General features: G+C 71.4%; 11 protein-coding genes. 6 read left to right on the forward strand and 5 right to left on the reverse strand.

All coding sequences use genetic code 11. From position 1 onward, the window contains the following. The first annotated feature begins 1 nt into the window (after position 1). Positions 2-715: a GAF and ANTAR domain-containing protein gene (locus tag BA062_RS17800; protein ID WP_110338028.1), complete on the forward strand. Its 714-nt coding sequence runs from the start codon at positions 2-4 to the stop codon at positions 713-715. A 70-nt stretch (positions 716-785) separates the two neighbouring features. Here BA062_RS17800 and BA062_RS17805 read toward each other — a convergent pair whose 3' ends face one another. Genes BA062_RS17805 through BA062_RS17815 form a run of 3 tightly spaced genes read right to left on the reverse strand, consistent with a single transcriptional unit; the run spans position 786 to position 3,711 of the window. Next, on the reverse strand, positions 786-1,592 hold the full coding sequence (locus tag BA062_RS17805; RefSeq protein ID WP_110338030.1) for an ABC transporter ATP-binding protein: 807 nt from the start codon (positions 1,590-1,592) through the stop codon (positions 786-788). After that, on the reverse strand, positions 1,589-2,641 hold the full coding sequence (locus tag BA062_RS17810) for a FecCD family ABC transporter permease (RefSeq protein ID WP_245959872.1): 1,053 nt from the start codon (positions 2,639-2,641) through the stop codon (positions 1,589-1,591). The genes BA062_RS17805 and BA062_RS17810 overlap by 4 nt, the downstream gene beginning before the upstream one ends. A 23-nt stretch (positions 2,642-2,664) precedes the next feature. After that, positions 2,665-3,711, reverse strand: a complete 1,047-nt coding sequence (locus tag BA062_RS17815; protein ID WP_110338034.1) for a FecCD family ABC transporter permease — start codon at positions 3,709-3,711, stop codon at positions 2,665-2,667. A gap of 104 nt (positions 3,712-3,815) precedes the next feature. Between BA062_RS17815 and BA062_RS17820 the strand changes: the two genes are divergently transcribed. Further along, on the forward strand, positions 3,816-4,817 hold the full coding sequence (locus BA062_RS17820; RefSeq protein ID WP_110338036.1) for an ABC transporter substrate-binding protein: 1,002 nt from the start codon (positions 3,816-3,818) through the stop codon (positions 4,815-4,817). Positions 4,818-4,948: 131 nt separating this feature from the next. Here BA062_RS17820 and BA062_RS17825 read toward each other — a convergent pair whose 3' ends face one another. Next, positions 4,949-5,782, reverse strand: coding sequence for an aldo/keto reductase (locus BA062_RS17825; protein WP_110338038.1), 834 nt, complete (start codon positions 5,780-5,782; stop codon positions 4,949-4,951). A gap of 6 nt (positions 5,783-5,788) precedes the next feature. Further along, complete coding sequence (locus tag BA062_RS17830; protein WP_110338040.1) at positions 5,789-7,597, reverse strand: pentapeptide repeat-containing protein; 1,809 nt, start codon at positions 7,595-7,597, stop codon at positions 5,789-5,791. Between the two features lie 115 nt (positions 7,598-7,712). Between BA062_RS17830 and BA062_RS17835 the strand changes: the two genes are divergently transcribed. The 4 genes from BA062_RS17835 to BA062_RS17850 all read left to right on the forward strand — a co-directional run bounded on the left by BA062_RS17835 (position 7,713) and on the right by BA062_RS17850 (position 12,572). Further along, on the forward strand, positions 7,713-8,726 hold the full coding sequence (locus BA062_RS17835; RefSeq protein ID WP_110338042.1) for a YihY/virulence factor BrkB family protein: 1,014 nt from the start codon (positions 7,713-7,715) through the stop codon (positions 8,724-8,726). A gap of 193 nt (positions 8,727-8,919) precedes the next feature. Further along, positions 8,920-10,482 carry a CHAD domain-containing protein gene (locus BA062_RS17840; RefSeq protein ID WP_110338044.1) on the forward strand — a complete coding sequence of 521 codons (1,563 nt, stop codon included), beginning with the start codon at positions 8,920-8,922 and terminating at the stop codon, positions 10,480-10,482. Then, positions 10,479-11,237, forward strand: a complete 759-nt coding sequence (locus BA062_RS17845) for a ParA family protein (protein WP_110338046.1) — start codon at positions 10,479-10,481, stop codon at positions 11,235-11,237. The genes BA062_RS17840 and BA062_RS17845 overlap by 4 nt, the downstream gene beginning before the upstream one ends. Positions 11,238-11,246: 9 nt before the next feature. Then, the gene (locus BA062_RS17850; protein WP_110338048.1) at positions 11,247-12,572 is read left to right on the forward strand and encodes a protein kinase domain-containing protein; all 1,326 of its coding nucleotides are present in this window, start codon (positions 11,247-11,249) and stop codon (positions 12,570-12,572) included. Positions 12,573-12,673 lie beyond the last annotated feature (101 nt).

Raw genomic sequence — 12,673 nt, forward strand, 5'->3', positions numbered from 1 at the left:
AATGACCGACGAGCTGACGCACGCGGCGGGCCCGGGAGAACCGGAAGGGCTGGCCGGCGTTCTGAGCAAGATCGCTCGCTCGCTCGAACCGGAACCCGACGTCGAGCGCACCGTCGAGCAGATCGTGGCGGCCACGGCGCTGACCGTGCCCGGCGTGGAGCACGCCGGGATCTCCTTCGTGGAACGCGGGGAGATACGTTCGGTCGCGCCGTCGAACGACCTGGTCGCCAAGCTCGACCAGTGGCAGCACGAGCTGCGCGAGGGCCCGTGCGTCGACGCCATCTTCGACGACCCGGTCTACCGCACCGGCGACCTCGCGCTGGACGACCGGTGGCCGAGGTTCGGCGAGCGTGCTAAGGGCGGCGGGATCCGGTCGATGCTGTGTTTCCGCCTGTTCACCAGCAAGACCGTGCTCGGAGCGCTGAACCTGTACTCGTCGGTGCCGGACGCCTTCGACGCCGAATGCGAGCGCATCGGGGAGCTGTTCGCCGCACACGCCGCGATCGCGCTCGCGGGGTCGCGCGGACTCGAACAGCTGCAGGACGCCCTGCGCACCCGCGACGTCATCGGCATGGCCAAGGGCATCCTCATGCAGCGCCACGGCGTCGGCCCCGACCGCGCGTTCGAACTGCTCGTCCAGGCCTCCCAGCACACCAACATCAAGCTCCGCGACGCCGCCGAATGGCTGGTCAACGACAGCGCCCGCGGCCGCTGATCCACCCATCCCGGCCGCAGTGAAGGTGGCCTTCACCGCGGAGGCAGGGTGTTCGTACCTCAGGCCCGGCTCAGCCCTGCCCGGGACGCAGGTGGGCGCTCACCGGCACCACGAGCGGGGTGCCCGCGACCGGGTCGGGCAGCACCTTCGCGTCGAGGTCGAACACATCCGACAGCAGCTGCTCGGACAGCACCTCCGAGGGCGGGCCCTGCGCGACGACCCGCCCCTCGCGCATGGCCACGAGCGTGTCGGCGTAACGCGCCGCGAGGTTGAGGTCGTGCAGCACCATCACGACCGTGGTGCCGCGCTCGGTGTGCAACCGGTGCACGAGGTCGAGCACGTCCACCTGGTGGGCCAGGTCGAGGTAGGTGATCGGCTCGTCGAGCAGGAGCAGGGACGTGTCCTGCGCGAGCGTCATGGAGATCCACGCGCGCTGCCGCTGTCCACCCGACAGCTCGTCGACCACCCGCTCGGCGTGGACGTCCATCCCGGTCAGCGACAGCGCGCGCGACACGGCCTCCTCGTCGCCGGCCGACCACTGGCGGTACCACCGCTGGTGCGGTTGGCGTCCTCGCGACACCAGGTCGGCGACGGTGAGCCCCTCCGGTGCGCTCGGCGTCTGCGGCAGCAGGCCCACGACCGTCGCGACCTCCCGCGTCGGCAGCCGGTCGATGCGCTTGCCGTCGAGCAGCACGGCACCCGAGCGCGGCGCCAGCAGCCGGCCCAGCGCACGCAGCAGCGTGGACTTGCCGCAGCCGTTGGGGCCGATGATCACCGTGATGGAGCCGTCGACCACGTCGAGGTCGAGCTCGTCGACCACCACGCGGTCGCCGTAGCCGAGCCGCACCCCCTCGGCCCGTAGCCGTACCTCGGTCACGCGCGAACCCCCTTGCGAGAGCGGACGAACAGGTAGATCAGGTAGGGCGCGCCGAGCACCGAGGTCAGCACGCCGACGGGCAGATCGGGGGCGAACGTCCGCAGCGCGAGGTCGGCGCCGACGGTGAGCAGCGCGCCCAGCACCATCGCGCCGGCGAGCGGCGGCCGCGGCGTGCGGGCGAGCCGCAGCGCGATCTGGGGCGCAGCGAGCGCGACGAACGTGATCGGGCCTGCCGCGGCGGTCGCCACGGCGGCAAGCCCGGCGGCGAGCAGCAGCAGCGTGCCCCGCGCGGCGTCGACACGGATGCCGAGCCCGCGCGCGGTGTCGTCGCCGAACTGCAGGCCGCCCATCGTGTGCGCGCAGACGAGCGTCGCCGGGACGAGCACGGCGAGTGCGATCGCGACGGGCCCGATGGACTCCCAGCCGACGTCGGCGAGGTTGCCGACGAGCCATGTCGTCGCGCGCGTCGCGTCATCGACGTCGCCGACCGTGAGCAGCCAGTACACGGCGTTGTAGCCGATCGCCGACAGACCGATGCCGACGAGCACCATGCGGTGCCCGTCGATGCCGCGCCGCCACGACAGCGCGTACAACAGCAACCCGGCCACCAGCCCCGCCCCGAGGGCTGCGAGCGGTACGCCCAGCTCGGCCACCACGCCGCTGACCTGCCCCCGGGTTCCGCCCGCGACGATCAGCGCGACCGCGCCGACGGCCGCGCCCCAGGTGACGCCGAGGATGTCTGGGCTGGCCAGCGGGTTGCGCGCGATCGTCTGGAAGATCGCGCCCGCGAGCCCGAACGCCCCGCCCACGAGCACACCGGCGAGCGTGCGCGGGAGGCGCAGGTCGAAGATGATCCCGTTCTCGCGCCGGTCGCCGCCGCCGAGCAACGTGCGCAGGACGTCGAGGACCTCGATGTGCGAGCTGCCCTTGCCGATGTTGAGCGCCGCGACCAGGACCAGCAGCGCGGCGCCGACCACCGGCACGAGCACGATCCTCGGCCGGAACGTCCAGGCGAGCGGGCCCAGCCGCAGCACTTTGCGGCCGGGCACCGCCGCGAGATCATGAACGGTTTTCACAGTCGTGTCAGGCCTTTCCTCCGCACCAGCGCGATGAACATCGGCGCCCCCACGATCGCGAGCATGATGCCCACCTCGAGGCTGTCGCCCGTGAGGACCCGTCCGAGGACGTCGGCGGCGAGCACGAGGATCGCCCCGATGAGGCCCGCGAACGGCACGAGCCAGCGGTAGTCGGGGCCGGTGATCGCCCTGGCCACGTGCGGCACGATCAGCCCCACGAACGCGATCGGCCCGCACGCCGACACGGCCGCGCCCACCAGCAGGGTGATGGCGAGGACGCCGACGACCCGCGTGCGGCGGATGTCGCGGCCCAGCGCCGTCGCGACGTCGTCACCCAGCGAGAGCGCGTTGAGCCCCGGAGTGTTGGCGAGTGCGAGCAACACGCCCACCACCAGGAACGGAGCGATCTGGCCTGCCACGGCGAAGTCCCGGCCCGCGATCGAGCCGACGTGCCAGAACCGGTACGTCTCCATGCCCTGCCGGTCGCCGAGCACGATCGCCGAGATGAGGCCGTAGAGCAAGGCGCTCACCGCGGCGCCGGCCAGCGCGAGCGTCACCGGCGTCGAGCCGCGCCCGCCGACCGCGCCCAGCAGGAACACCACCACCGCGGCGAGCAACGCGCCCGCGAAACCGAACCAGATGAGGCCGTGGATTCCCTGGATCCCGAACACCACCACGGCGAGCACGATCGCGAACGCCGCGCCCTGGTTGACGCCCAGCAGGCCGGGGTCGGCGATCGGGTTGCGCGTGTGGCCCTGCATGAGCGCTCCGCCAACGCCGAGCGCGACCCCGGCGAGGATGCCGATCACCGTGCGCGGGCCGCGCAGGGACCGGACGATGATGTCGTCCTCGGTCCCGGTTGGACCGGTCAGCGCGTGCCACACCGCGTCGAGCGGCACGGGGTGCGCCCCGAAGACGATGCTGAGCGCGGACATCACGGCGAGCAGCCCCACGAGCACGGCCAGTCCGGCGATCCGGCGCCCGCGCGTACGACCACCGCCGTCGCGCACGGTGGCGGGCCGTGTCGCGAGGGGCGTTGCCATGCCGGCTCCTTGTCATCCGCATTACGAAGTCTTTTGCCTGGCGCCCCGGTCGTTTAAGGTCCAGTGGCCGTTAGGAGAGCCTAACCGAACGTGAAAGGTGTCCGATGATTCGCCTGTCCCGACCGTGGCGCGCCGCCTTCGTCGCCGGCGCCGCCGCCTGCCTCGCGCTGACGGCGTGCTCACCCAGCAACGAGGAGCCCTCCGAACAGAGCGGGCAATCCGCCGAGCAGGGCGGTTTCCCGCGCACCGTCCAGCACGCGATGGGTGAGGCGACGCTCGAGAGCCGGCCGCAGACGGTCGCGGCGCTCGACTCCAGCTACGTCGACGCCGCGCTCGCACTGGAGACCAAGGTCGTCGCGTACACCAAGTACCCGTCCTACGACGCGCTGCCGGACTATCTCGGTGACGACGCTCAGTACGGCAAGGACGCGAAGATGATCGGTGAGCTCTCGAGCCCCGACGTCGAGCAGCTCTACGACATCGCGCCGGATCTCATCGTCTCCGCCAAGATCCGGCACGAGGAGATCTACAACGAACTGTCCAATGTGGCCCCCACGGTCTTCAGTGAGACCACGGGCGCCACCTGGAAGGACAACATCCGCCTGCTGGCCAAGGCGCTCGGCAAGGAGGCGCTCGCCGAGCAGAAGATCGGCGCGTACGAGGAGCGGGCGAAGCAGATCGGCGACGCCATCAAGGCCAAGCTCGGCCGCACCCCGACGTACTCACTGGTGCGGTTCATCGAGGGCGAGCCGACCGTGCGGCTCTATGGCAGCGAGTCGTTCCCCGGCATCGTGATGTCGGACGTCGGCCTCGCGCGGCCGAAGGGCCAGCCCGACGCGGAAGGACAGATCGCAACCGACCTCAGCCAGGAGAACATCGGCCAGCTCGACGCCGACAACGTCTACGTCTCCACCTACGCCGACGCGACCCAGGAGGCGGCCGACCCGAAGGCGCAGTTCCAGTCGAACCCGCTGTGGGGCACGCTGAAGGGCAAGATCGCCGACGTCAACGACGACACGTGGTACACGTCGGTGAGCCTCCAGGGCGCCCACGCCATGCTCGACGACATCGCGAAACAATTCGGCGTCGACCCGGCCCGCGCCTGATCCTCACCCCGGCCGGCCGCCGTGAAGGCCACCTTGCCTGCGCCCACCCGTCTCCCACCACCACCCACACGGAGACGCTGCGCGCCGCTGCGTTCAACCAACGCAGTGAAGGTGGCCTTCACTGCACGTGGCTAGCGGGCGTTGAAGGTGTCCGGGTCGGGGCCCGTGCGCTCGCCGCGGTCGAGCCTGGCCAGCTCGGCGAGGTCACCGTCGTCGAGCGAGAAACCGAAAAGGTCGAGGTTCTCGCGCATCCGCGACGGCGTGACCGACTTCGGGATGATCACGTTGCCGAGCTGGAAGTGCCAGCGCAGCACGATCTGGGCGCTCGTGCGGCCGTGCTTCTCTGCCAGCGCCGTCACCGCCGGGTCGGTGAGCAGCTCGCCGCCCTTGGCGAGCGGGCTCCACGCCTCGGTGACGATGCCGTGCTCGGCGTCGTACGCGCTCGCCTCGAGCTGCCGGAGGTATGGATGCAGCTCGATCTGGTTCACCGCGGGCACCACGTCGGACTCGCGCGCGAGCCGCTCGAGGTGGTGCGGCTGGAAGTTCGACACGCCGATGGCCTTCGCCCGGCCCTCGGCGTAGATCTTCTCGAACGCGCGCCACGTGTCGACATAGCGGTCGAACTCCGGTACCGGCCAGTGGATCAGGTACAGGTCCACGTACTCCATGCCGAGCTCGCGCAAGCTGTTGTCGAACGCACGCAGCGTCTCGTCGTAACCCTGGTCGCTGTTCCACAGCTTCGTGGTGATGAACAGCTCCTCACGGGAGACACCCGACTGGGCCACGGCCTTTCCGACGCCCGCCTCGTTGCGGTAGGCAGCCGCGGTGTCGATGCTGCGGTAGCCGGCCTCCAGCGCGGACGTCACGGCCGCCGCCGTCTCGTCGACGGGCACCTGGAAGACCCCGAAGCCGACCTGCGGCAGCTGGACACCGTTGTTGAGGGTCACTGCGGGGACGTCGGTCATCGCTCGTCAGCTCCTTTCGATCACACGCTCGCCCTCGAGTGTCCCCGAGCCGGTTCGCGGGGGCAGCCCGGGTCCGGGCGAACCCAGCCTGCCGGCCTGCGCGCGTCGCCGGTCGGCGAGCCGGTGGGCGACACCCGCGGTCACCGAGGCGGACAGCAGCACCGCCGCGCACCCGAGGACCAGGCCCGGCCAGTCGCCGAGCCCGGGACGACCGGGCGCCTGCGCGGCCCCGGCGAGCACGACCGCGGTCGCCCCGAGCAGCACCACCAGTGCCGCGACCGCGCGGCCCGGCCGGTAGCCGTAGCCGACGAGCCCGCGTTGCAGCCGGCTCCACAACCGCACGACGAACCCGAACAGCAGCAGGTCGTCCGCCAGCGCGGCGTACCGGTACTGATGCTTGCGGGCCAGCACCGTGCGCGCCCTGGTTTCCTCACCGCTCGTGCGCAGTGCCGCCGCGAGCTGGTCGTAAGGACCCGGCTGGTGGAACGCCATTGCCCGGCGCAGCAGGTCGGCGCCCTCGTCGCCGCGCAGCGTGTCCGGCACGCTGACCATGTCGTACCGGAAGTCGAGCAGGCCGATGCCGGCCGTGGCGTGCCACAGCGTCGGCGCGGCACTCAGCAGCCTGCAGCGCGCGCGGCGAAGGTCGACGGTGCCGGTGCGGATCTCGGCGGGCCACAGGACGAACTCGGCGCTCGTGCCGCCGCCCGCGTCGAAGGCGACCCACGGCGCGGTGCCGACGTCGAGCATCGCGCCGGTGAGATCGGTCCGCCTGCTCACGGCCGCGCCGTCGATGGTCACGCCGCTGTCGGCGCTGAACGGCCGGTCGTCCCGGGCCATGAGGAGCAGGTCCCCGCCCACGCGGGCCGAACGCAGGTCCAGCGACCAGTGCGCGTACGGCGCATCGGTGAGCCGCGAACCGCTCAGGTCCACGTCGCCGCCCGCCGTGAACCCCGGCAGCCGCACCGTGCCCGCGATCCGCGCGCACGTGAGCCGAAGGTCCCCGGACACACTGCCCCGCGCGGCCGACAGCACGTCGTGCCCGGGGGCGACGAGGATCGCGCCGGGCAGCCGCACCTCGCCTGCGACGTACACGCCCGTGGCGCGCACCTGACCGAGCACGGCGAGCCGCTGCGCGTCGACGTCACCGCCGACGCGCAGCCTGCACGCCTCGACGATGGGCTCGCCCGGGCTGCCCTTGCCGAGCCGGGCGCGGCGCAGGAGCAGGTCACCTCCCACGTGCGCACCGGTCAGCGACAGCGTGCCGCCGATGCGGGCGCCGGAGGCGTCGAGGTCGCCGCCGGTGCGCAGGCCGCCGAGGCCGACCTCGCCGACGACGTCCAGCCGCTGCGCCGAAACCGAACCGGTGACGGCGAGCCGGTCGGCACGCAGCGCGTGGCCGTCCGGGTGCTGGAGGCGGCTGCCGGTGAGCACCAGCGAGCCGCCCGCCCACGCGTCCGTGAGGTCCACGGCCCCGTCGTCGGCGTCGCCCGCGGTGACCTCACAGCCGAGCAGCCGGATGTCGCCGCGCACGCGCGCGTTGCCGGCCCGCAGTCCAGGCAGCGAACACTCCTCGAAGGCGAGCCCGAGCAGATCCGCGTCACGCAGGTCCGGCGGCTCGTCGAACCGGCAGCGGGTGAACCGCAGCAGCCGGGAAAGACGGCACGCCCGCAGGTCGAGCGCGCCGGTGACGTGGGCGTCGCGGATCTCCACGACCGGCAGGTCGGCGCCAATGGAGCGCACGCGGCAGCGCACCTCGCCGGCGGCCAGCTCCGACCGTGCCGCTGGACCGGCCGCGGTCCCCGGCTCGAACGGCATGCGCACCCCCTCCGCTCGCGACTCCCTTCCCTCAAGGGGACCTCACGGTGCGGCAGGTCGCAAGCGCGCTGAGTAGCCGTGAATGGACGGCGACGGGTGGGGAAACCCCCAGGGCATGAGTGCGAAGCGGAGCAGGACGGGCGGCGAGTACGGACAGCGGGCGCACCGGCCCGGTGAGATCCCGGCGCGCGGCTGGTGGCAGGTGCTGCGCAGGGGAATCAAGGAAGGCAAGGAGGACAACCTCTCCATCCTCGCCGCGGGGGTCGCCTTCTTCGGGTTCCTCGCGTTGTTCCCCGCGCTGATCGCCGCGCTCACCCTCTACGGGCTCGTGGCCGATCCGCAGCAGATCGCGGACCAGACACGGCGGATCACCGACGCAATGCCGGGCTCGGCGGGCCGGCTGATCGGCGAGCAGCTCACCGCGGCGGCGAACGCGGGCGGCGGCGCACTCACCACCGGGCTGGTGATCGCGCTGCTCGCCGCCCTGTGGAGCGCGTCGAGCGGGGTGAGCAACCTGATGACTGCCGTCAACGTGACCTACGACGAGGAGGAGACACGCGGCTTCGTCAAGCTGCGCGCGACCGCGCTCGTGCTCACCCTGGGCGTGATGATCTTCGCGCTGCTGACGCTCGCGCTGGTGGCCGTGGTGCCCGCCGTGTTCAGCGCGCTGGATCTCGGGGTCGCCGGCCGCATCGGTGGCGAGGTGGCGCGCTGGCTGCTGCTGATCGGGCTGTTCACGGTGGCGCTGGCGGTGCTGTACCGCATCGGGCCCGATCGGGCGGCGCCGCGGTGGAGCTGGGCGAGCACCGGCGCAGGGCTGGCGACCGTCCTGTGGATCGTCGCGAGCGTCGGCTTCAGCCTCTACATCAGCTTCTTCGGCAACTACAACAAGACCTACGGGGCGCTGGCCGGTGTGGTGGTGCTGATGCTGTGGCTGTACCTCACCAGCTACCTCGTGCTGCTCGGTGCCGAGATCAACGCCGAGTCCGAGCGCCAGACCGCCGTCGACACCACCACCGGCGACCCGCTGCCTGCCGGTGACCGGGACGCCGTCAGCGCCGATACCCAGGCCCGCGAGGCCCGGGGCCGCACGACCCAGTCCGCGGGCGTGCGGCCGCGCCGAGCCTGACGCCGCCGCGAGTCGTGCGTTCCCGCTCGCGAGTCGTGCGTTCGGGACCGCGAGTCGTGCGTTCGGGACCGCGAGTCTTGCGTTCGGGCGCGGGCGCCGCACGACTTGCCGAACGACAGACGAACCCGGGGTTTTGGGCAGGTGAACTATAATCGGCGGAATTCTGTCCGCTCGAGCCTTGGGATTCGTTGCTGTGCCGAAAGAATCGCGCCCGCCGTCGTTGCACTGGCAAGGAGAGCCGACACGCGGCGAGGTCGCGGCCGTCCTCGCGGCGCTCGAACCCGTGGCCGCGCGCGGATACGAACTGTCGGCCGGCCCCCGGCGCGTGCGTACGGTGACCTACCTCGACACCGTCGACTGGCGGCTGCGCGGCAAGGGCCTCGTGGCCAGTCACGAACGGGCATCCGGCCCCGGCACGTTGACGATCGACGGCGACGGCGTCTCGGGCACCACGCGCCTCGCCGAACCGCCGCAGTGGCCGGCCCGCGCCGAACAACTGCCCGACGGCGAGGCCCGCGACGGCATGGCCCCGGCCATGTGGGTACGCGCGGTCGGACCCGTGCTGCGCAGCCGCACCGTCACCCGCGAGGTCGCGGTGCTCGACGACGAGGGCAAAACCGTCGCGCGCCTCGACTGGGCCGAGGCGACCGGCACCGACCCCGTCACCACTACCCCGCTCGTGCGCGTCTCCCTTCTGCCCCTTCTCGGCTACGGCCGCGACGCCAAGCGTGTGCGCAAGGCGTTGCGCACCGCCGAAGGGTTCGCGGACGCCGACGGTGACCTCTACGACGGCCTGCTGACCGCTGCGGGCATCAAGCCCGACGAGGCTGCCGCTCCTGCGATCACGCGCGGCATGCCCGCCGACGTCGCCGTCGCCACGGCGCTGCACGGCTTCGCCAGGGTGATCGCCGTGAACGTGAACGGGGTGCTCGACGACATCGACACCGAGTTCCTGCACGACCTGCGCGTCGCCGTCCGCAGGACGCGGTCACTGCTCAAGCTCGCCGGCGACATGCTGCCGCCCCCGCTCGTCGCCCGCTACGCGCCAGGCTTCAAATGGCTCGGCGACGTCACTACGCCCACCCGCGACCTCGACGTGTACCTGCTGGAATTCGACGCGCTCGCGGCCATGCTCGTCGCCGGAGAACCGGACGATCTGGCGCCGTTCGGTGAACTCCTCCAGTCGGAACGGGAGAAGGCCCGGCGCACGCTCGCGCGAGCCTTGCGCTCACAGCGGTTCACCCGGCTGATCGAAGGCTGGCAGGCGGCGCTCACCGAGATCATCGAGCGGGAACGGTCCGAAGAGGAACTGTCGGCCGAATCCCTTGCGGGGCAACGGGTTCGGCGCATGGTGAAGAAGGTCGTCCGGCGCGCGCGGTCGATCACGCCGGAGTCACCCGCCGAGGCCGTGCACGACCTGCGCAAGCGCTGCAAGGAACTGCGGTACCTCCTCGAAGTGGTCAAGCCCGTGTGCGACCAGGCCGCTCACCGCGCGGTGATCAAGGACCTCAAGAAGGTGCAGGACATCCTCGGCGCGTTCCAGGACGGCGAGGTGCAGAGCCACTCGCTGCGGGACTACGCCGAGCGGCTGCAAGCCGGAAGCACCCGGCCGCCCGCGGCGACGCTGCTCGCGATGGGCGAGTTGTCGGCGCGTTTCGTCGAAATGCAACTGCGTGCGCGACACGACCTGACGGAGGCGCTGGACCGCTTCCTCGGTCCCGCAACCCACGAGCGCATCGAGGCGCTGCTGCCGTGAAGGTCATCGCCTCGTACAACCTGAAAGGCGGGGTGGGCAAGACGACGGCGGCCGTCAACCTCGCCTACCTCGCGTCGGCACGGGGCAGGCGCACGCTCATCTGGGACCTCGATCCGCAGGGCGCGGCGACGTACCTCTTCCGCGTCAAACCGAAGGTCAAGGGCGGTAGCACGAAGCTCGTGGGCGGCGCCCGGCCGGTCGGCGCCGCGCTGAAAGGCACCGACTTCGCTGGTCTCGACCTGCTGCCCGCCGACTTCACCTATCGCAACATGGACCTCGACCTCGCACGGTCGCAGCACAAAACGGGCAAGGCCGCCCGCGCGCTGGCGCGACTGCTGCGCGAGCTGGCGGACGACTATGACGTCGTGTTCCTCGACACCCCGCCCAGCCTCTCGCTGGTGTCGGAGAACGTGTTGCACGCGGCCGATCTCGTACTTGTGCCGATCATCCCGACCGTGCTGGCTCTGCGCACGTTCGACCAGCTCGCGGAGTTCGTCGACACGTTCGACCACGACCGGCCCAGGCTGCACGCGTTCTTCTCCATGACCGACCGCCGCAAGGCGCTGCACCGCGAGATCATCGCGGAACTGCCCCGGCAGCGTGCGGGCATCAGCCCGACGACGATCCCCGCGCTGGCGGTGATCGAACAGATGGCGGTACGGCGCGCGCCGTTACCCTGCTACGCGCCGAAGAGCGCGGCCACGCGGGCCTTCGAGGCGCTGTGGAGCGAGATCGCGGAGTTGTTGCCAGCCTAAACTGGTGCGGTGACCGATGAGGGCGAGTTGATCGCGGGACGGTACCGGCTCCTGTCGCGGATCGGCCGCGGCGGCATGGGAGTGGTCTGGCACGCGCGCGACGAACGCCTCGACCGCGAGGTGGCGGTCAAGGAACTACTGCTCGACACCGGTGACGGCACGGAGGCGGCCGAGCAGGCCATGCGCCGCGCCACGCGAGAGGGCCGGGTCGCGGCACGACTGCGGCATCCTCACGCGATCATGGTTCACGACGTCGTCGAACACGCGGGGAAACCATGTCTGATCATGGAGTTCCTGCCGTCGCAGAGCCTCGCGGCGGTGCTCGCCGGGCAGGGCCCGCTCCCGGCAGGCGAGGTCGCGCGAATCGGTGAGCAGGCGGCCTCCGCGCTGGCCGCGGCGCACGCGGAAGGCATCGTGCACCGGGACGTGAAGCCGGGCAACGTCCTGCTGACCGACGACAGCACTGCCAAGATCGCCGACTTCGGCATCTCCCGCGCGGTCGGGGAAGCCACCGTGACCGGAGCCGGGCTCATCGCGGGTACCCCGGCCTACCTATCTCCCGAGGTGGCCGCAGGCGGTGAAGCCTCCCCCGCTTCGGACGTCTTCTCCCTCGGGGCCACGCTCTACGCGGCGACGGAAGGTGCGCCACCGTCCGGCGACGACGAGAACCCGATCGCGTTGCTCCGGCGGATCGCGGACGGTGAGCTCGTTCCGCCCCGGCAGGCGGGGCCGTTGACGGAGGTCCTGCATCGGTTGCTGGCAAGGAATCCCGCTGACCGGCCGACCATGGCGCAGGCGCGGGAGGTCCTTGCCGCGGTGTCGGAGGACAGGCCCGTCGAGATGCCGCCGCCCCGGAGCCCGACGTTGCTGTTGCCCGCGCGCCGCGTGCGCAGGCGCACCGTCGTGGCTGGAGCACTGGCGACGGCATTGCTCGCGGCCGGAGTCCTCATCGGTGTACTGATCAGTGGCCCCGGGGAGCCCTCCGCACAAGGCGATCGTCCTGCGGTCACGACCTCGGCGTCCGCTGATCCTGGTTGTTCCGCACGGTATGTCGTCACCAACTCCTGGCCCGGCGGCTATCAGGCCGAGGTGACCGTGCGCGGTGCGGGAGCGGAGCAGCTGACCGGCTGGGCCGTGACCTGGGAGCTTCCCGCCGGGCACCGGGTGGAACAGGTGTGGAACGGTGCGCTCTCCCGCGACGGTTCGACAGTGACGGTGCGCAGTGCCGACTGGAACACCGTTGTGCGGCCAGGAGATTCGGCGAGTTTCGGGTTCATCGGTGCCGCCGAGTCCGATGGTTCAGCCGAACCCGGGTTGGTGTGCGAGCCGGACTAGGGAACTGCTCCGGGGCGGGAGCGACGTGAAATGTCCATTCGCGACCGATTCACTCATGTGGGTTTGCGTAGAGGACTACTCCGGACGGTATGGTGTGGCAC

The organism is Prauserella flavalba (assembly GCF_003202235.1).
GTDB classification, from domain to species: domain Bacteria; phylum Actinomycetota; class Actinomycetes; order Mycobacteriales; family Pseudonocardiaceae; genus Prauserella_A; species Prauserella_A flavalba.